This window comes from Variovorax sp. R-27, from assembly GCF_049913215.1.
Classification (GTDB): domain Bacteria; phylum Pseudomonadota; class Gammaproteobacteria; order Burkholderiales; family Burkholderiaceae_C; genus Variovorax.
In genome coordinates, this window is record NZ_CP183984.1 from 6,882,352 (window position 1) to 6,901,213 (window position 18,862).

Genomic DNA, 18,862 nt, shown 5'->3' on the forward strand with positions numbered 1-18,862 from the left:
AACGAATAAGGAAGACAAGCCGATGAAAACGATCAAGGGCCCCGCCATCTTTCTGGCCCAGTTCGCGGGAGACACCGCGCCGTTCAACACGCTCGACGGCATCGCCGGCTGGGCCGCCGGGCTGGGCTACAAGGGCGTGCAGATCCCGAGCTGGGATGCCCGCCTGTTCGAGCTTCAGCGCGCCGCCGAAAGCAAAACTTATTGCGACGAGGTAAAGGGCACGCTGGCAAAGCACGGCCTGGAGATCACCGAACTCTCGACGCACCTGCAGGGCCAGCTGGTGGCGGTGCATCCGGCCTACAACGCGGGCTTCGACGGTTTCGCGGCGCCCGAGGTGCGCGGCGATCCGGTGCGGCGCCAGCAGTGGGCCGTCGAGCAACTGCACTTTGCGGCAAAGGCCTCGGCCAACCTCGGGCTCACGGCGCACGCGACCTTCTCGGGCGCGCTGGCCTGGCCGTACCTCTACTCGTGGCCGCCGCGCCCGCCGGGCCTGATCGAGGAAGCCTTCGACGAACTTGCGCGCCGCTGGCGGCCGATCCTCGACGCCTTTGACGCCGTGGGCGTGGACGTGGGCTACGAGATCCACCCCGGCGAAGACCTGCACGACGGCGTGAGCTACGAGATGTTTTTGGAGCGCGTGAACAACCACCCGCGCGCCTGCCTGCTGTACGACCCGAGCCACTTCATGCTGCAGCAGCTCGACTACCTGGCCTACATCGACCACTACCACGAGCGCATCAAGATCTTTCACGTGAAGGACGCCGAGTTCAATCCGACCGGCAAGCAGGGCGTGTACGGCGGCTTCCAGAGCTGGATCAACCGGGCAGGGCGCTTCCGCTCGCTGGGCGACGGGCAGGTGAACTTCAAGGCAATCTTCTCGAAGATGGCGCAGTACGACTTCCCGGGCTGGGCGGTGCTGGAGTGGGAGTGCTGCATCAAGCACCCCGAAGACGGCGCGCGCGAGGGCGCGAAGTTCATCGCCGACCACATCATCCGCGTGGCCGACCGGGCCTTCGACGACTTCGCCGCGGGCGGGGTCGACGTGGCGGCAAACAAGCGGATGCTCGGGATCGGCTGAGTCGGCTAGCTAGCTCACCGACCGGATCGCGTCGTCGAGGATCTCCAGGCCGCGATCGATCTCCGCGGGCGTCACGGTCAGCGGCGGCGCAATGCGCCACACCGCGGCCATGCCGCCGACCGACACGATGTTCATGCTGAGGCCGCGCGCCATGCACGCATCGGTGATGGCCCGGCCGCGCTCGGCATCGGGCTCGCGGGTTTCGCGGTCTTTCACGAGCTCGACGCCCTGCAGCAGCCCGTGGCCGCGCACGTCGCCGATCAGCTCGTGGCGCGCCTGCAGCGTCTCCAGTCCGTGGCGCAGCCGCAGGCCCATCTCGTTGGCGCGGGCGTTGAGCTTTTCTTCTTCCAGCACGTCGAGCACGGCCAGCGCAACCTCGGCCGGCAGCGGGTCGGACACATGCGAGGTGACGTGCACGAAGCCCTTGTCGTGGCACTCCTGCTCGATCGCCTCGCTGGTGATCGCCGCGCCGATGGCCACGCCGCCGCCCAGCGTTTTCGACACCGTGAGGATGTCGGGCACCACGCCGAACTGCTCGAAAGCGAAGTTGCTGCCCATGCGGCCGAAGGCGGTCTGGGCCTCGTCCAGGATCAGCAGCATGCCGCGTTCCTGGCACTTGGCCTTGAGCTTGGGCAGGTAGCCCTCGGGCGGCACGATCACGCCGCCCGAGCTTTGCACCGGCTCGGCAATGAAGGCGGCCAGCGAGCCGCTGGACTGCGCATCGACCATGTCGAAGCCGACGTCCAGGCAAGTGCTGTCGCAGGCATCGCGGCAATGCCTGATGGGGCAGCGAAAGCAGTTGGGCGGCGGGATCGACATCGTGCCGGGCTTGCGCGGCCCGTAGTCGACGTGCTGCCTGCCCGCGAAGGTGAGCCCGGCCATGCCGCCGGTCACACCGTGCCAGCCGCCGTTCAGGCCCACGATCTCGTAGCGCCCGGTGGCCACGCGCGCCATGCGCGCCGCCGCCTCGTTGGCCTCGCCGCCGGTCGAGAGGAAGATCGATTTCGACAGCTGCGGCGGCAGCATCGAGGCCAGCCGCTCGGCCAACCCGAGCACGGCCGGCCCGACGAAGCCGCTGTACAGGTGCAACGCGCCCTCGCAGGCCTTGTGCATGGCGGCAACGATGCGCGGGTGGTTGTGGCCGATGGTGGCGCACATCTGGCCCGAGGTGAAGTCGAGGATCTCGCGGCCGTGCTGGTCCCACAGCGTGGCGCCCCGCGCCTTGACGATGACGTGCGGGCTCAGGCCCATGCCGTAGCGAATGAGATGCCGGGCGACCGTGGGGTCGTAGCCTGTGTCCTGGCCCATTGAATGCTCCTTGTCGTGGGGATGCGGCCAGCGTAGCCATCGGGCGGGAAATCGGCTGTCGTTGTAGGGGCCTTGAAACGAAGCCGATTGCATCCTGGTTGCGCCACACTGGCGGCATGAAAACCGGCACCCTCGACCGCATCGACCAATGCATCCTGGCCGAACTGCAGGCCGATGCGGGCCTGCAGAACCAGACGCTGGCAGAGCGCGTGAACCTCTCGCCCTCGGCCTGTCTCAAGCGGGTGCAGCGGCTGCGGCGCGCGGGCGTGATCCGCGAGGAGGTCGCGATCCTCGATGCCGCGCGCGTCGGCTTCCCGGTGCTGGTGATCTCGCGCGTCTCGCTGCGCAGCACCACGCGCGAGGCGTTCCGGGCCTTCGAGCGCAAGGTGCACGCGTTGCCGCAAGTGCTGCAATGCCACTGCGTGGCCGGCGAGACCGACTTCGTGCTCGTGATCTGCGCGCGCTCGCTGCCCGACTACCAGGCCTTCGCGCAGGAGCAGCTGGGCGACGCGCTGGCCCTGGAGAACTATTCGAGCGACATCGTGCTGTCGACCACCAAGTTCACGACGCAGCTGCCGCTGGACAGGGCGTAGGCCTGCGCTACAGCAGGCGCGCCAGCCGCTGGATGGCGCCGTCGATCTGCGGCTCGGCGATCAGGCCGTAGCCGAAGGCGAGGCCATTTTTTTGCAATTCAGGTACGTCAGGCGCGCCGGGCGCGTTCGGGTCGAGCGCGTAGCGCGACAGCGGCGGCAGCGTGATGCCGGCTGCGGCCGCGCGTTCGACCACAGTGTGGTCGCGCGTGTCGCCGTGCAGCCAGGCCGACAGGTGCAGGCCCGCATCTGAAGGAATCGCTTCGAGCCTGCCCGCGCAGTGGCGTGCCAGCGCATCGAGCAGCACGGTGCGCCGCGCGCCGTAGATCTTGCGCATCTTGCGGATGTGGCGCGCCAGGTGCCCTTCGGCGATGAAGGCGGCGAGCGCCTCCTGGCCGAGCACCGGGCCGTGCCAGTCGGCCAGCTCGCGCGCCCGCACCAGCGCCGCGCGCGCCCACGGCGGCGTCACCACGAAGCCCAGGCGCAAGGCGGGAAACAGGCTCTTGGAAAAGGTGCCGATGTAGAAGACCGACTCGGCGCGGTCCAGCGTCTGCAGTGCATCGAGCGGGCGGCCGGCGAAGCGGAATTCGCTGTCGTAGTCGTCCTCGACGACGACAGCGTTGCGCGCCCGCGCAAAGGCCAGCAGGGCGGCGCGGCGCTGCGGCGACATCGCGACGCCGGTGGGGAACTGGTGCGAGGGCGTCACGCAGACCACGCGCGCCTCGGGCGGAATGCGGTCCACGCACAGGCCCTCGCCATCGGTCGGCACCGTCATCACTCTCGCGCCCGCGGCCAGCATGGCTTCGCGCAGCGACGGATAGAACAGCTGCTCGACCGCAACCACCGTGCGCCCCGGCACGACGAGGATGCGCGCGAGCAGCCCGAAGGCCTGTTGTGCGCCGGCCGTGACCACGATGTCGTCGGCGGTGCAGCCGACCGCGCGGGTGAAGGACACGTGCTTCGCGATGGCCTCGCGCAGCGCGCCCTGGCCTTGCGGGTCGGCATAGTCGGCCGTCTGCCGCGCGACGCGGCGCAGCGCGCGGTCGCTCAGGCGACGCCAGATGTCGAAGGGAAAGACGCTCACGTCGGGCAGGCCGACGCGGAAGTCGTCGCGCGCGGGCTGCGGCTGCAGCGTGGGGGCGAGGTCGGCGCCAGGAACGTTCAGCGGCACCAGCCGGGGGTCACGCCGGGCCGTCGAGGCCTTCGTGCTGCGGCCGCGCCGGGATGCCGGCAGCGTGTCCGCCACGTAGGTGCCGGCTCCGGGGCGCGCCAGCAGGTAGCCCTCGCTCAGCAGCAGGTCGTAGGCCGCGAGCATGGTGTTGCGCGACACGCCCAGCCGCAGCGCCAGCGCGCGCGTGGCGGGCAGGCGTGCGCCGGGCTGCAGCCGGCCGTCGAGGATGGCGCTGCGCAGCTGGCGGTGCACCTCGCGCAGCAGATCGCGCGAGCCGGCGCCCGGCAGGCGGATGGCGAGTTCGAAAAGTGGCTCCATGAACTTCGCCAATTGTGGTTCTTTTGAAGAACCAATTGCAAACCTATTCTGGAGGCCTTGAACACACTTGCCACGGAGTCCTTCATGAACACGGATCTCTCGACATCGCAACAGCAACCGGCAACCGAACGCCTGCCGCTGAGCCTGGGCTGGCTTGCGCTGGGCGCCTTCGCCCTCGGCACCGAAAGCTTCATGGTCGTGGGGCTGCTGCCGGTGCTGGCGGCCGACCTGCAGATCAGCGCCGCGCGGGCCGGGCAACTGGTGCTGCTGTTCGCGCTGAGCTACGCCATCGGCTCGCCGGTGATGGCGGCGCTGCTGGCGCGCTTCGGGCGCCGGCCGCTGCTGATTGCCAGCCTCGCGGCCTTCTCGGCGCTGACGCTGGCGGCGTCGATGGCGCACGGCTTTGCGCAGCTGGCGCTGGCGCGGGTCGCGCTGGGGCTGGTGGCCGGCGTGTTCCTGCCGACCGCGAGCGCCGTGGCGGCCGCGATGGTGTCGCCCGCGCTGCGCGGCCGGGCGCTGGCCATCGTGACCGGCGGAGGTACGGTGGCAGTCGCGCTCGGCGTGCCGCTGGGTGCGTGGATCGCGGGCTGGGGCGGCTGGCGCACGGCCTACCTGCTGATCGCGGCGGTGGCGGCACTCGCCACCTGGGGTCTCGCGCTCGGACTGCCGCGCCAACTGGCGCAGGCGCCGGTCGTCGCAGCCGCCGCCACGAAGGGCACACCGGCCTTTGCCGTGGCCCGCGTGCCGGGCGTGCTGCCGGCGCTGCTGACCACCATGCTGTGGACCACTGGCGGCTTCAGCTTCTATACCTACATCGCGCCGTTCCTCTCGGCCACGCTGGGCTTCGGCACCGAGGGCGTGGGCGCGATGTTCTTCGCCATCGGCGTGGCGGCGGCCATCGGCACCGCGGCCGGCGGCTGGGCCACCGACCGCCTCGGCGCCGACCGCACGGCGCAGGGCTTCGCGCTGATGCTGGTGGTGATCCTGGGCGGGCTGTCTTTCTCGGCGCAGATGCTGCCGCGCGGCTTGGCGCTGCCGCTGATCGTGGGGCTGTCGGCGCTGTGGGCCTTCGCGGGCTGGGGCTTCGGGCCGGCGCAGGCGGTGCGGCTGATCCGGCTGGCACCGGAGCGCGCACCGATGACGCTGTCGCTCAACGCCTCGGCGATCTACCTCGGCATTGCGGCGGGCTCGGTGTCCGGCGGCGCGGCGATCGAGCTGGTCGGCGTCAGCGCGGTGGGCTGGGTGGGGGCGGCCTTCCAGTTCGCGGGATTGATGCTGCTGTTACGCGCGGCGCACAAGGCGCGGACGGCCAGTTCGGCGCTGGCAGCGGCTGCTACGGCTTGATCGGCCGCTGAATAACTATACTTTTGATAGCAAACAACTCTCCAATCACGGCCCTTCGGGGCCTTTTTCATGGGATCGTTGTTTTTAAGACCGGCAATTGTCATGCCCCGCAAGCTATAATGTCGGGTTCGTTTCGATACCACGACGAAGAATTTCGTCAATACCGCCGGCTGACCTGCACTGTCCTTGGATTATTCAGGCCTCTCACTCCCAAGCCGGCTTTCACAGTGTGTTGGAGCGCCAGACCGGGCGCCCATGATTGCCACCACTGCCTTCGTTCCTGTTGAAGCGAATAGCGCGTCCGCCGCGCCATTCCGGCCGGCCCACGCCCGTTTTCAATTATTTTTCAGGCACTTCGCGCTTTGTATCCGCGCGGCGTGCCAAGGCTTCATGGACATCATTCAACACAGTATCGCGGTGGGCAAGTACCTTGTTTCCCCGCTCATTCGACACCAGGACGACGGCAACTACGCCGCTTCCGTCTCGATCCGCTCCGGCCACGGCAGCGGCATGCACGACCGCGTGATGCGCTTCACGCCGCGCTTTGCCAGCCACGCAGCCGCCGTCGGCTACGCCATCGACCAGGGCCTCGGCTGGGTGCGCGAACGCGCTCCCCGCAATGCCCCTCTCGCGCTTCCGTGCGCGGGCTGAAACAATTACGCCCAATTCCATCTCCAACACACATCGAACGATTCAGAGGTAACCACACATGCCCAAGGAAGAACTGATCGAAATGAACGGCGCAGTGACCGAAGTCCTGCCCGACTCGCGCTACCGCGTCACGCTGGACAACGGCCATCAGCTGATCGCCTACAGCGGCGGCAAGATGCGCAAGCACCACATCCGCATCCTGGCGGGTGACAAGGTGTCGCTCGAACTCTCGCCCTACGACCTGACCAAGGGACGTATCACCTTCCGTCACCTGGAACGTCGCGGCCCGCCGCCGACCAACTCCGGCAACAACAACGCACCCCGCCGCTGATCCGCGACTGACGAAAGGCCTTGCGGCGCCCCGCGACGGGCGTCGGCAAGGCCTTTGTCATTCGTGCGTCTGTCCGGCTGCTGAACGATGACCACACCCAATCCCACAGCCGGCGGCCCGCAAGCCCAGGCCCCTGCCGACAACGGCTTCGCCGCGCTGGCGCTCTCGCCCCAGATGCTGGCCAACCTCACGCAGCTCGGCTACACGCAGATGACGCCGATCCAGGCGGCCAGCCTGCCGCCGGCGCTGCTCGGCAAGGACCTGATCGCCCAGGCCAAGACCGGCAGCGGCAAGACCGCCGCCTTCGCCCTGGCGCTGCTCTCCAACCTGAACCCCCGCCGCTTCGCGGTGCAGTCGATGGTGCTGTGCCCGACGCGCGAGCTGGCCGACCAGGTCACGACCGAAATCCGCCGCCTTGCGCGCGCCGAGGAAAACATCAAGGTCGTCACGCTCTGCGGCGGCGTCGCACTGCGCGGGCAGATCGCCAGCCTGGAGCACGGCGCCCACATCGTGGTCGGCACGCCCGGCCGCCTGATGGACCACCTGGAGCGCGGCAACCTCGACCTCTCGGCGCTCAACACGCTGGTGCTCGACGAAGCCGACCGCATGCTGGACATGGGCTTCTTCGACGACATCGTGAAGGTGGCGCGCCAGTGCCCGAAGGAACGCCAGACGCTGCTGTTCTCGGCCACGTATCCCGAAGGCATCGCCAAGCTCGCGCAGCAGTTCATGAAGAACCCCGAGCAGATCACGGTGCAGGCCCAGCATGAAGGCAGCAAGATCCGCCAGCGCTGGTACCAGGTGAAGGACAGCGAGCGGCTGCACACCGTGAGCCTGCTGCTCGATCATTTCCGCCCCGTGAGCACGCTGGCCTTCTGCAACACCAAGCAGCAGTGCCGCGACCTCGTCGAGGTGCTGCAGGCCCAGGGCTTCAGTGCGCTGGCGCTGTTCGGCGAACTGGAGCAGCGCGAGCGCGACCAGGTGCTGGTGCAGTTCTCCAACCGCAGCTGCTCGGTGCTGGTGGCAACCGACGTGGCGGCGCGCGGGCTCGACATTGCGCAGCTCGAAGCGGTAATCAACGTCGACGTGACGCCCGATTCGGAAATCCACATCCACCGCATCGGCCGCACCGGCCGCGTGGGCCAGTCGGGTGATGCCGAGGGCCTGGCGCTGAACCTCGCCAGCATGAACGAGATGGGCAGCGTCGGAAAAATCGAGCAGCTGCAAGGCCGCGAGTCCGAATGGCACGAACTGGCCGAGCTCACGCCGGGCAAGGGCGCACCGCTGCAGCCGCCGATGGCCACGCTGCAGATCGTCGGCGGGCGCAAGGAAAAGATCCGCGCCGGCGACGTGCTGGGCGCGCTCACCGGCGATTGCGGCTACGCGAAGGACCAGGTCGGCAAGATCAACGTCAACGAGTTCTCGACCTATGTGGCGGTCGACCGCGCCATCGCCGAAGAGGCGGCGCGCAAGCTGTCCAGCGGCCGCGTGAAGGGCAAGTCGGTCAAGGTGCGGCTGCTGACGCTGCAGGACCTGTAGCAACCCCTGCTGGCTGCGGCGTAGCGAGCGCCGAGGTCGGCGCCACCGGTGCATCGAGCACCGGTGCCGGCGCCGCATCGGGCGCCTCCTGCCGCGCCAGCTTCGCGGCCAGCCGGAACGCCACCACCACCGCCAGCAACCCGAAGATCGACGAGCCCACGGCCTGCCCGACCAGCACGCCGGCCGCGCCGTAGTGCGAGCCCCACCAGGCAAATGGAATCGTGCCCAGCGTGGCGCGCCCCCAGTTGAACGCCGTAGACAGCAGCGGATGCCCGAGGTTGTTGAACGACGCGTTCGCCACGAACAGCCCGCCCGCGAAGAAGAAGCTCGCGGCCAGCCAGCTGCAGAACAGCGAGATCAGCTCCGCCGCCAGCCCGTCGGCCGAGAACGCGCGAATCAGCACGCCTTGGCCCAATGCCAGCACCAGCCACGCCACGGCCACCGATGCCACCATGAACAGCAGGCTGTCGCGCAGCCCCTCCTGCACGCGGCGGTACTGCCCCGCGCCAAGGTTCTGCGCAAGGATCGGCCCGACCGCGCCGCTGAGCGCGTAGACCAGCCCGAAGGCCACCGGCGTCAGCCGGTCGATGGTGGCCGCGCCCGCCACTGCCGACGGCCCGAACTGCGCGACCGCATGCGTCACGAAGGCCGCGCCCACTGGCGTCGCAAGATTGGTCAGCACAGCCGGCCCGGCCACCGTGCCGAGCGCGCGGGCGTCGCCGGCCAGCTGCTGCGCATCGAAGCGCCCGAGCATGCGGTGCTTCACCATCACGCCATGCAGCCCGATGGCCGCCAGCACCATGCGCGAAACCACCGCGCTGATGGCCGCGCCGTCGAGCCCCAGCCCGAAGCCGAAGATCAATATCGGGTCGAGCACCGCCGTCACGAAGGCGGCCGCGAGCGTCACTGTCATCGCGCGGCGTGCGTCGCCGATCGAACGCAGCAGCGCGGAAGTCGCCATGCCGATGCCCAGCAGGGGCAGCGTGTGCACCGTCACCGAGAGGTATCGCTGCGCGAGTCGCGCCGTCTCGCCCTCGGCGCCGAGCGCCTGCAGCGCGGGGTGCAGGAAGAAGGCCGTGCCCGTGCCCACCACCACCGACACCGCCGTCATCAGCACGAGGCTCGAGGTGCCGATGCGCCGCGCGTCCTCGGTGCGTCCCGCCCCCACCGTGCGTGACACCACCGCCGCGATGCCGATGGTCAACCCGATGCACAGCGACGCATGAAAGAACCCCACCACGCCCGCGAAGCCGACCGCCGCGGCCGTCGCTTTCTCCCCGAGCAGCGAGATGTAGAACAGGTTGATCAGGTCGACCGCGAACACCGCGATCAGTCCGATGGCCCCGGTGCCCGCCATCACGCAGACATGCCGCAGCAGCGACCCCGAAACGAAGCGCGCGCGCTCGACACCGCCGGTTGTTTCGGCTATTGGCATGTGAAATTCTCGATGTGGCCTAATTGCGGCTCGAACATTACTTTTACCCGAGCTTTTCATGCCCAAGAAAATTCGTACCGAAGCCGACCGCGTTGCCACCCCGAAGCCGACGCCCCTGCCCGGCTACACGGCGCCTCGCTCCGGTGGCGGCCAGAAGGTCAGCCTGGAACGCGGCACCGCAACGCGCAGCAAGAAGAACCCTGGCAAGCGCGCCAAGAAGGGCGGCTGATCCATCAGCCCCCGCCTGGCTCCCACCTGAGCCACGACAGACGCGCCCCAGGGCGCGTTTTGTCATTGGGGCAGCTATAAATCGCAATGTCCGACGACAACCAGATCCTCATCCCGCCCTCGTTCTTCGCGGTGTACACCGACGCGCGCCAGCGCCTGAGCGAGCCGATCGGCGTGGTGCGCGAGCGCTACGAGATCTGCGAAGACCTCGCCAGCCACCTCGTGGGCCATGCGCAGATCCAGCACCACACCGAGGTGCCGGTCGAAAGCGAGATCCTGCGGCGCATCCACGTGGGGCTGGCCACGCCTGAATCGGGCGTATCGGCGGCCGAGGCGGGCTGGATCGTGCAGCGGCTGGCCGAGCTGCTGGGCTGGCAAGGGCCCGAGCCGGCGCCCGAAGCGGACTGAGCCCCTGCCGGAGCGACCCATGCTGCTCAAGGTCGGAGAACTCGCCCGGCACACGGGCCTCACGGTGCGCACGCTGCACCACTACGACGCTATCGGCCTGCTCGCGCCCTCGGCACGCTCCGAGGCCGGCTACCGGCTCTACAACGCGGCCGACATCGCCCGCCTGCACGCGATCCAGGCACTGCGGCTGCTGGGCCTGCCGCTGGCGGAGATCGGCGCCCTGCTGGGCGCGGAGAGCAGCTCGCTGCCCACCATCATCGCGCGGCAGATCGAATCGCTCGACCAGCAGATCGCACAGGCCACGGCCTTGCGCGAACGGCTCGGCCTGTTGCAGCAGCGCCTGGACGAAGGCGCCCAGCCCGACATGAAGGACTGGCTGGACACGCTCGAGAAGATGACCACCTACGGGCGCTACTTCAGCCCCGCCGAGATCAGGTCGTTCATGGCCAACTGGAAGGACGTGGCCGACCGGTGGCCGCCGCTGGTGGCCGAGGTGGCCGCGCTGATGTCGCGCGGCGTGCCGGCCGGCGCCCCCGAGGTGCAGCCGCTGGCCGCCCGCTGGATGACGCTGATGGGCCAGTGGATGGACGGCAGCTTCGACCTCATCACGCGCTGGGGCGAGATGTACCGGCGCGAGCCCGTGGCTCGCAGCGACGACGGGCCTCCCGCCGAACTGGTGGAGTACATCGGCGAAGCCATCGGCATGCGCATGGCCGCGCTGCTGCGTCACCTGAGCACCGACGATCTCGCGCACCTGAGCCGCCCGCCCGAGGACGAATGGCGGCGCCTGGCGGGCGAACTCGCCGCGCTACGGGCGCGCGCCGTCCCTCCTGAAGACGAGTCGGTGCAGGCCATCGCGCGCGAATGGGCGCGCCTGTTCGCCGCCTTCACCAACCACGACCCCGGCCTGGCGGCACGCCTGATGCGGGCGATGAACGCGGAGCCGGTGCTGCAGGCCGCCGCCGTGACCACGCCCGAAGTGCGCGAGTACCTGATGCGCGCCATGGCCGTGCTGCAGCAGAAAAATCCACCGCCGCCCGCCGGCAGCGCTTGACCCTGACGTTGCGTGAGGCCCGACAGTGGCCGCATGAACAACCCAACCACGCCCCAACGGCTCCACGCGCTCGACAACCTCCGCGCCCTGATGATGTGGCTCGGCATCGTGCTGCACGTGGCGATCAACCACCTCACGATCAATTCGCCGCTGCCATGGCGCGACCCGAAGACATCGCCGGTCGCGGACCTGCTGCTGCTCTTCATCCACAGCTTCCGCATGCCGGTGTTCTTCATGCTGGCCGGCTTCTTCGTTGCGCTGCTGGTCGCGCGGCGCGGCGCCGGCGGCATGCTGCGAAACCGCGCACTGCGGCTGGCGCTGCCCTTCGCGATTTTCTGGCCGCCGCTGTTCGTGGCGACCACCGTGCTGGCGATGGTCTACATCCACCTGACGGCACGCGGCGTGCCGGGCATCGCCCCCGCGCTGGCGCCCGCGCGGCAGCCTGGCGGCTCGCCTTTCAACACCATGCACCTGTGGTTCCTGTACCAGCTGTTCTGGTTCAGCGTGATGGCCTGGGCCGGCGTGCGGCTGCAGCGCTTCGTGCCGACACGGCTGCGCGAGACGCTGGCCCGAAGCTTCGTGACGCTGGCCGAACGGCGCTGGGGCTTCGCTGTGCTGGCGTTGCCCCTGGCGCTCGTTGGCACTTTCTATCCATCCGGCATGGTCACGGAAAGCGGCTCGTTCCTGCCGCCGCTGGCCGAATGGGTGCAGAGCGGACTTTTCTTCGTGGTCGGCTGGTACGTGCACGGCCAGCAGGAGCGGCTGCTGGCGCTGTTCGCGTCGCGCTGCAAGGGCCACGCGGTGGCCGGTCTCGCATTCCTGGTGGCAACGGTGGTGTTGCTGGGTGCATTCCGCGGCAACCGTCTCCAGTCGCTGCCGCACCCCGAGTTCTGGATCGCCTTCGTCTACAACGCGACCGCATGGCTCTGGAGCCTGGCCCTGATCGGCGGCTTCGTGCGCTACCTGCCGCGCCAGAACGCCGTGCTGGCCTACCTGTCGCAAAGCTCGTACTGGGTGTACCTGGTGCACATGCTCGGCACCATCGGCTTCGGCATCCTGCTGTTCAACGCGCCCCTCGGCGCGGTCGCGAAGATGGGCCTGAACATCGCGGCCACGTCGCTGGTGGCGCTCGCCAGCTACCAGCTGCTGGTGCGCCACACCCGCCTCGGCACGCTGCTGAACGGTCAGCGCGCGGAAAAGCGCTCGACCAGGAAGTCGACGAAGGCGCGGGTCTTGGCCGCCAAGTGACGCGAGGGGTAGACGGCATAGATGGGCGTCCGATCGGCCTCCCAGTCTTCGAGCACAGCCTGCAGCCGGCCTGAAGCCAGCTCGCTCTCGACATAGATGCGCGGGATCAGGCTCAGGCCGAAGCCCGCAAGCAGCGCGTCGCGCACGGCGATGCTGGAGCTGACCTTGTAGCGCCCGTCGATGGGCACCACCACGCTGCGGCCGGCGCGGCTGAAGGTCCACTTGTTCGCATGACCCGAGAGCGTGAACTGCACGCACTCGTGGGCCTTCAGGTCTTCGGGCTGCGCAGGCCGGCCGGCGGAGGCGAAGTAGCCGGGCGCGCCGCACAGCACGTGGGTCATGGTCATCAGCTTGCGCGCGACGAGGCTCGAATCTTCCAGCCGGTCGCTGCCGCGGATGGCGAGGTCGTAGCCCTCGCCGATGATGTCCGAGCGGCTGTCCTGCAGGTTGAGTTCGAGCCGCAGGTTCGGGTAGCGCTTCATGAACTCGGGAATGGCCGGCGACAGCGAGGTGAGCGCAAAGGTCAGCGGTGCGCTCACGCGCAGCACGCCGCCGGGGCTGCTGCCCATGGGCGCGAGCGCGGCATCGGCCTCGGTGAGTTCGTCGAGGATGCGCGACAGGCGCTCGAAGTAGGCTGCGCCCGCTTCCGTCAGGCTCATCTGCCGCGTGGTGCGGTTGATGAGCCGCACCTTCAAATGCGCCTCCAGCTCCGCGATGTTCTTGCTGATGGCCGCGGCCGAGAGCCCCATCTGCCGCGCGGCGCCGGCGAAGCTGCCCGTGGCCGCGGTGGTGCGAAAGACCTTGAGAGCCGTGAGATGGTCCATGCTGGATTGACGACCGACAGTAATGAATCAATTCATTATTCGAGCATTCACAACCAAGGGTCAACTCACTAGATTCGAGGCATGACCAGCCGCATCACCGACATCCTCCTCACCGCGACCGCGCCCGCCATCTGGGGCAGCACCTACATCGTCACCACCGAACTGCTGCCGGCGAACTACCCGCTGACCGTCGCCTTGCTGCGCGCGTTGCCCGCGGGCCTGCTGTTGCTGCTGATCGTGCGCAAGCTGCCCGAACGCGCCTGGTGGGGCCGCATCTTCGTGCTCGGGGCGCTGAATTTCTCGATCCTCTGGGCCATGCTGTTCCTCGCGGCGTATCGACTGCCGGGCGGTGTGGCGGCGACGATCACCTCGGTGCAGCCGCTGCTCGTGGTGTTTCTCGCGAGCGTCTTCCTGGGCTCGCCGGTGCGTGCGCTGTCGGTGGCGGCGGCGGTGGTCGGCATCGGCGGGGTCGCGCTGCTGGTGCTCACGCCGAATGCGGCGCTCGACGCCATCGGCATTGCCGCAGCCATCGCCGCGGCCGTGTCGATGGCCTTCGGCACAGTGCTGAGCCGCCGCTGGCAGCCGCCGGTGTCGGCGCTGACCTTCACCGCCTGGCAGCTCACCGCGGGCGGCCTGCTGCTGTTGCCGGTGGCGCTGCTGCTGGAGCCGCCGCTGCCCGCGCTCACGGTGCAGAACTGGATCGGCTTCGGCTGGCTCGGCCTCGTGGGCGCCGCGCTGACCTACATCGTGTGGTTCCGTGGTGTGGCCAAGCTTGAGCCATCAGCGATCGCGCCGCTGGCCTTCCTGAGCCCGGTGACGGCCGTGATCCTCGGCTGGGCGCTGCTGGGGCAGAGCCTTTCGGCGTGGCAGGTGGCGGGCATCGGCATCGTGATCGCGAGCATCTGGCTCAGCCAGCATGCGCAGCGCGGCGCCCAGCCGCTGGTGCGGCCTGCTGCGGCCACCCGTTAGGCGGCAAGCGCCGTGGCGCGCTTCAGCAGGCTCAGGTAGCCGGGCTGCACTTCCATGCGCACGATCGCGCCCTGCCGCTGCAGCAGGCGATGCGCGTTCGGCAGGGCCCAGCAGGGCAGGTTGGTGAACATGTGATGTTCGCAGTGGTAGTTGACCCAGTAGGGCGCTACCAGGATGCGTTCGAGCCAGCCGGCGTGCGTGGTGCGGGCCTGCCGCAGCGGATCGGCCTCGTTCTGCGCGACAAGCGCGTGTTCGGCGATGTTGCGCACACGGCTCACGAGCGGCAGCCATGTCGCCATCGGCAGCAGCCACATCAGCAGCCATGCCCACCAGTAGCCGGCCACGGCAAAGGCCAGGAAGCCTAGGCCGTTGGCGATGAGAAAGCGGCGGTCTTTCTCGAGCTCCCGGCCCAGCACCTTCAAGGCCGACTCGCCCGGCGCACGCTTGCGAATGCCCTCGGCGATGTGCCCGAAGCGCTGCTTGTAGAAAGTCTGCCCGCTCAGGTCGCGCACCACCTTGCGCCACATCGAGGCCCGAGTGATCGGAAAAGGCGCCGACAGCACGAGGTCGGGGTCTTCGGCCTGCTGCACGAAGCGATGGTGCTGCAGGTGGTACGGCCGGTAGTCGCGCAGCGTCGACGAGCACAGCCAGTAGCCCACCCAGTCGTTGACCTTGCGGTTGCGATGCAACCCAGCATGCGCCGCGTCGTGCATGAGGATGAAGAGCCCCAGCTGCCGCGCGCCGACGATGGGCACCGCCAGCGGAATGGTCCACGGCCACACGATGCCCACCAGCATGGCGACGCCGATCACGCCCCAGCAGTGCAGCACCAGCCACAGGCCCTTCCACGACGAACGCGCGGTGAGCGACTGCCACTCGTCGGTGGTGAAGAAGTCTTCGGGTTGGGCACGGGGAGCGGCGGCCATGAGGCCAGTATGGCGCTGCAAGCCGCTGTAGAACACACGGAATTCCCCGGGTGCCGGGCGAGGCCCTTCGGCCTACTCGCCGCTACTTGTCGATGATCTTGCGGGCGAAAACTTCGAGATAGTCCATCAACCGGTTGGCGCCCGCGATGGCCGCGGCCTCATCGCCTGTCGCGATGCCCTGCGCCAGTTCGAGGTGCGCATTCGCGCCTTCGACGATCTCGCCTTCATGCTGGTACGCGTACCAGAAGCGCCTGCACTGCACGATCAGCGGCACCACCGCCTTCACCGCGGAATCGTTGTGGCTCGCCTGGTGATTGACGAGGTCCAGCGCGCGGTCGGCCTGCATGTAGTCGTTCAGGTCGCCGCGGCCCGCGGCCTCGACCATCATCTCGGCGCAATGAACGATTTCCTTGCGCTGCTGCGCGGTGGCCCGGCGCGCGGAGCAGGCGGCAATCAGCAGTTCGAGCACGCGGCGGGTCTGGATCACGTCGAGATGGTCGGCCAGGTCGATGGCCGACACCAGCAGTCCGCGGCGCGGCTGCTGCACGATGAGGCCGATGGACACCATGCGCATCAGCGCCTCGCGCACCGGCGTGCGGCCCAGCCCCGTGCGCTCGGCGAGTTCGGCCTCGACGATCTGGCTGCCGGGCTTCAGCAGCATGGTCGACAGCAGCGTCTCGATGGCGTCGTAGGCCATGTCAGCGGCGCGGCGCTTGGGCGGTGCGCGCAAGCTTGTCTTCTTTGGAGCAGTCTTCTTCGGGGCGGCCATGGTTTTCTTTTTCCGCGGATGCGGCGGCGTCATTGTCGGGCGTCGCCGTCGTTCGCGAGACCCACGAGACCCGCGAGTGTCGCTATGCGGACCGGCGACAGCGGCGGGCGCGGCACGGGCGGAGTCCATCCGAAGAGAAACTGTGCAGCGTCACCGCAGACGCGCCCCTGGCACGCGCCCATGCCGCAGCGGCGGTGCAGCTTGGCGTCTGTCCAGCCGCTGCAGGCTGCCAGCGCTGAGAAGGGCACGTCTTCGCAGCGGCACACGAGCGTGTCGGGTTGCGGCATGGCCTTGATGTCGGCGGCCAGTGCGAAGCTGCGGTGCAGCTGGGCGGCGAAGGCGTTCCAGCGGGCGCGTTCGCCCTCGTGCGTCTTTGCAGCGCGCCCGTTGCCGACAGCGGCATGGCCGGCGATGGTGCCCTGTGCCAGCGCACGTTCGCTGCCACCAAAGCCGGTGCACTCGCCCGCTGCATAGACGCCAGCGACACTGGTGGCCTGCAAGGCATCGACCGCCAGGGCCTGCGCACCTGGGCCCGCGGGCGTGAGGGCACAGCCGAGCAGTTGCCCCAGCTGCGTGTTGGGCGTGAGGCCGAAGCCGCAGGCGATGCGCTCGCAGGCGATCTCGACTTCTCTGCCGCTGCCTTGTCGAAGGCGAACCGACTCGACCTGCGTCGCACCCTGCGCCGAGACGATGTGCGACGAAGTGCGGTACTGCGGATCGGCGAGCGTCACTGCCTGCGCGGCCTTGCCCGGCCAGCGCGCGAGGCTGGCACCGAAGCGCGCGACCGAGGCGAACGAAGCCTGTTCGGCGATGCGCAGCACTTTCGCACCCGCCGCACGTGCCGTCGCGGCGGCAGCAAGCAGCAAGGGGCCGCTGCCCGCGATGACGATGTGCTCGCCCTCGACCGGCATGCCGGCCTTGATGAGCGCCTGCAGGCCGCCCGCGCCGGTCACGCCGGGCAGCGTCCATCCGGGGAAGGGCAGCAGCAGCTCGCGCGCGCCGGTGCAGAGGACGAGCTTGCGCCATTGCATGCGCGTGGCGCGTTCCGCGTCTTCGAGCAGCAGCTCGTTGGGCGAAGGTGCGGCAGCGACGCGGGTGCCGCTGCGCACGCGGATGTTGGCGTGACGCTCGAGTGCATCGCGCCACTTGCGCGCTGCTGGCGGCAGCGTCGCGCCGGGGCCGTCGCGCCAGATCTGTCCGCCGGGCGCGGGGTTGTCGTCGATGACGACGATCGATGCACCGCTCGGCGCGGCAGCCACTGCAGCAGCCATGCCGGCCGGGCCTGCGCCGACGATCAGCACATCGCAATGTTCCATGTTCATTCCGCGGTCTCCACGCGCATGCCCTCGGCGCAGACCGTCTGGCATGCGAGCCTGCGCCAGCCATCGACCAGCACGCGGCACTCCTGGCACACGCCCATGCCGCAGAACGGCGCGCGCTGCTGGCCCGTGACCGACGTGCGCGCCACGCCCATGCCACCAGCCACACGCAACGCGGCGGCGACCGAGCTGCCCGCCTTCACGCGGACCAGGTGGCCGTCGATGTTCAACAGGGTGTGGGCGCTCATGCGATCCCCCGCAGTCCGCGCGGCGCGTACGGCGTCGCATCGAAATCAGGAGTCGCGCCGGTCATCAGCGCAGCAAGCAGATGCGCGCTGCCCGGCGCCGTGGTTACGCCAAGGCCTTCGTGCCCAACGGCGAGCCAGAGCTTCTCGCGCCACGGGTGCTTGCCCAGCAGCGGCAACCCATCGGGCGATGCCGCGCGCATACCGGTCCACGAACGTACGGCGTTGAGATTCGCGAGCCCCGGCAGGTAGTCCAGCGTGCGCTGGAGCATGCGCGCCAGCATCGGCGCCTCGACCGTCGGATCGGTCGTGTCGAACTGGCGCGACGAGCCGACCAACAGCTGCCCCGTGGGGCGCGGCTGCACGTTGAAGGCGACCGAGTCACCGTCGCTGTGGTGCGCGCTGGTCACGTAGCCGAGCTCGACGAGCTGGTGATGCACCGTGCCCGGATAGCGGTCGGTGATCAGCAGGTGGCCTTTCTTCGGGCGTATCGGAAGCTCAGGGCACAGCGTCGTCGCCTGGATGCCGTTGGCCAGCACGATCTGCGGCGCGGTGCGGCGGCTGCCGTCCGCGAGGCGCAGTGCGCCGTCGTCTTCGATGGCATCGACCTTCGCGTGCTCCACACGGACCGAATCAGCGGCCTGTGCGAGCAGCCAGCGCGCCGCATTCGGCGCATAGAGGATGCCGTCGCCCGGCACTTCGAGCGCGCCCGACAGGCCCTTGCGCAAGGCGGGCTCGGCGCTCGCCAGTTCGCGCGCATCGAGCAGCCGGCTGTCGATGCCGTGCGCGCGCAGCCGCTGCTGCTTGCGCTCGGCCTCGGCCATCTCTTCGTCGTTGGCGGCAATCCACAGCGTGCCGCAGGCGCTGTACGCGCAGTCTTCGCTCATGCGCGGCGCAAGCTCGCGCCATTGCGCGACCGAATGGCGGCTCAGTTCGAGTTCGGCCGCGTTGTCGTCCATCACCACGAGGTGACCCATGCCCGCGCCGGTGGCGCCGCCGATGTGCGCATCGAGCACCAGCACACGGCGCCCCGCCTGTGCAAGCGCTTGCGCGCAAGCCGCGCCGACGATGCCGGCGCCGATGACGATGACATCCGCGTCCATGCCG

Annotated in this window: 20 protein-coding genes; 11 read left to right on the forward strand and 9 right to left on the reverse strand. The window is 69.0% G+C overall.

The window, feature by feature from the left end:
• The first annotated feature begins 22 nt into the window (after positions 1–22).
• Positions 23–1,078 (forward strand): sugar phosphate isomerase/epimerase family protein, encoded by a 1,056-nt coding sequence (locus ACN9MV_RS32400; protein WP_426390882.1) that lies wholly within the window; start codon positions 23–25, stop codon positions 1,076–1,078.
• A gap of 9 nt (positions 1,079–1,087) precedes the next feature.
• Here the strand turns inward: ACN9MV_RS32400 and ACN9MV_RS32405 are convergent, their stop codons facing one another.
• Positions 1,088–2,386 (reverse strand): aspartate aminotransferase family protein, encoded by a 1,299-nt coding sequence (locus ACN9MV_RS32405; protein ID WP_426390883.1) that lies wholly within the window; start codon positions 2,384–2,386, stop codon positions 1,088–1,090.
• A 116-nt stretch (positions 2,387–2,502) separates the two neighbouring features.
• On the opposite strand from ACN9MV_RS32405, the gene ACN9MV_RS32410 reads away from it, so the two are divergent.
• Positions 2,503–2,979: an Lrp/AsnC family transcriptional regulator gene (locus tag ACN9MV_RS32410; RefSeq protein WP_093055172.1), complete on the forward strand. Its 477-nt coding sequence runs from the start codon at positions 2,503–2,505 to the stop codon at positions 2,977–2,979.
• Between the two features lie 7 nt (positions 2,980–2,986).
• Here ACN9MV_RS32410 and ACN9MV_RS32415 read toward each other — a convergent pair whose 3' ends face one another.
• Positions 2,987–4,465 carry a PLP-dependent aminotransferase family protein gene (locus ACN9MV_RS32415; protein WP_093055170.1) on the reverse strand — a complete coding sequence of 493 codons (1,479 nt, stop codon included), beginning with the start codon at positions 4,463–4,465 and terminating at the stop codon, positions 2,987–2,989.
• A gap of 84 nt (positions 4,466–4,549) precedes the next feature.
• On the opposite strand from ACN9MV_RS32415, the gene ACN9MV_RS32420 reads away from it, so the two are divergent.
• The 4 genes from ACN9MV_RS32420 to dbpA all read left to right on the forward strand — a co-directional run bounded on the left by ACN9MV_RS32420 (position 4,550) and on the right by dbpA (position 8,330).
• On the forward strand, positions 4,550–5,809 hold the full coding sequence (locus ACN9MV_RS32420) for an MFS transporter (protein WP_426390884.1): 1,260 nt from the start codon (positions 4,550–4,552) through the stop codon (positions 5,807–5,809).
• 390 nt (positions 5,810–6,199) lie between these two features.
• A complete protein-coding gene (locus ACN9MV_RS32425) occupies positions 6,200–6,460 on the forward strand; it encodes a hypothetical protein (RefSeq protein ID WP_093055166.1) in 261 nt (86 codons plus the stop codon).
• Positions 6,461–6,518: 58 nt separating this feature from the next.
• Complete coding sequence (infA, locus tag ACN9MV_RS32430) at positions 6,519–6,791, forward strand: translation initiation factor IF-1 (RefSeq protein ID WP_015867950.1); 273 nt, start codon at positions 6,519–6,521, stop codon at positions 6,789–6,791.
• An 87-nt stretch (positions 6,792–6,878) separates the two neighbouring features.
• Positions 6,879–8,330 (forward strand): ATP-dependent RNA helicase DbpA, encoded by a 1,452-nt coding sequence (gene dbpA, locus ACN9MV_RS32435; RefSeq protein WP_093076324.1) that lies wholly within the window; start codon positions 6,879–6,881, stop codon positions 8,328–8,330.
• On the opposite strand, the gene ACN9MV_RS32440 is transcribed toward dbpA, so the two are convergent.
• The gene (locus ACN9MV_RS32440) at positions 8,296–9,765 is read right to left on the reverse strand and encodes an MATE family efflux transporter (protein ID WP_426390885.1); all 1,470 of its coding nucleotides are present in this window, start codon (positions 9,763–9,765) and stop codon (positions 8,296–8,298) included. The genes dbpA and ACN9MV_RS32440 overlap by 35 nt on opposite strands.
• A gap of 58 nt (positions 9,766–9,823) precedes the next feature.
• Between ACN9MV_RS32440 and ACN9MV_RS32445 the strand changes: the two genes are divergently transcribed.
• The 4 genes from ACN9MV_RS32445 (at position 9,824) to ACN9MV_RS32460 (ending at position 12,703) form a co-directional block, all read left to right on the forward strand.
• Positions 9,824–9,994 carry a hypothetical protein gene (locus tag ACN9MV_RS32445; protein WP_176928792.1) on the forward strand — a complete coding sequence of 57 codons (171 nt, stop codon included), beginning with the start codon at positions 9,824–9,826 and terminating at the stop codon, positions 9,992–9,994.
• An 86-nt stretch (positions 9,995–10,080) separates the two neighbouring features.
• Entirely contained in the window at positions 10,081–10,401 is a 321-nt protein-coding gene (locus tag ACN9MV_RS32450; protein ID WP_093174490.1) for a hypothetical protein, read from the forward strand.
• A gap of 19 nt (positions 10,402–10,420) precedes the next feature.
• On the forward strand, positions 10,421–11,455 hold the full coding sequence (locus tag ACN9MV_RS32455) for a MerR family transcriptional regulator (RefSeq protein WP_426390886.1): 1,035 nt from the start codon (positions 10,421–10,423) through the stop codon (positions 11,453–11,455).
• Positions 11,456–11,488: 33 nt separating this feature from the next.
• Complete coding sequence (locus ACN9MV_RS32460) at positions 11,489–12,703, forward strand: acyltransferase family protein (protein ID WP_426390887.1); 1,215 nt, start codon at positions 11,489–11,491, stop codon at positions 12,701–12,703.
• Here the strand turns inward: ACN9MV_RS32460 and ACN9MV_RS32465 are convergent.
• Positions 12,640–13,527: a LysR substrate-binding domain-containing protein gene (locus ACN9MV_RS32465; protein WP_426390888.1), complete on the reverse strand. Its 888-nt coding sequence runs from the start codon at positions 13,525–13,527 to the stop codon at positions 12,640–12,642. The two genes, ACN9MV_RS32460 and ACN9MV_RS32465, sit on opposite strands and share 64 nt — an antisense overlap.
• An 81-nt stretch (positions 13,528–13,608) precedes the next feature.
• On the opposite strand from ACN9MV_RS32465, the gene ACN9MV_RS32470 reads away from it, so the two are divergent.
• On the forward strand, positions 13,609–14,496 hold the full coding sequence (locus ACN9MV_RS32470) for an EamA family transporter (RefSeq protein ID WP_426390889.1): 888 nt from the start codon (positions 13,609–13,611) through the stop codon (positions 14,494–14,496).
• Here the strand turns inward: ACN9MV_RS32470 and ACN9MV_RS32475 are convergent.
• The 5 genes from ACN9MV_RS32475 to ACN9MV_RS32495 all read right to left on the reverse strand — a co-directional run bounded on the left by ACN9MV_RS32475 (position 14,493) and on the right by ACN9MV_RS32495 (position 18,858).
• Complete coding sequence (locus tag ACN9MV_RS32475) at positions 14,493–15,422, reverse strand: fatty acid desaturase family protein (RefSeq protein ID WP_426390890.1); 930 nt, start codon at positions 15,420–15,422, stop codon at positions 14,493–14,495. The genes ACN9MV_RS32470 and ACN9MV_RS32475 overlap by 4 nt on opposite strands.
• Positions 15,423–15,504: 82 nt before the next feature.
• Positions 15,505–16,191 (reverse strand): GntR family transcriptional regulator, encoded by a 687-nt coding sequence (locus tag ACN9MV_RS32480; RefSeq protein ID WP_093174501.1) that lies wholly within the window; start codon positions 16,189–16,191, stop codon positions 15,505–15,507.
• Positions 16,192–16,220: 29 nt separating this feature from the next.
• Positions 16,221–17,513, reverse strand: coding sequence for an FAD-dependent oxidoreductase (locus ACN9MV_RS32485; RefSeq protein WP_426390891.1), 1,293 nt, complete (start codon positions 17,511–17,513; stop codon positions 16,221–16,223).
• Entirely contained in the window at positions 17,510–17,758 is a 249-nt protein-coding gene (locus ACN9MV_RS32490) for a (2Fe-2S)-binding protein (protein WP_426390892.1), read from the reverse strand. The genes ACN9MV_RS32485 and ACN9MV_RS32490 overlap by 4 nt, the downstream gene beginning before the upstream one ends.
• Positions 17,755–18,858: an NAD(P)/FAD-dependent oxidoreductase gene (locus tag ACN9MV_RS32495; protein ID WP_426390893.1), complete on the reverse strand. Its 1,104-nt coding sequence runs from the start codon at positions 18,856–18,858 to the stop codon at positions 17,755–17,757. The genes ACN9MV_RS32490 and ACN9MV_RS32495 overlap by 4 nt, the downstream gene beginning before the upstream one ends.
• Positions 18,859–18,862 lie beyond the last annotated feature (4 nt).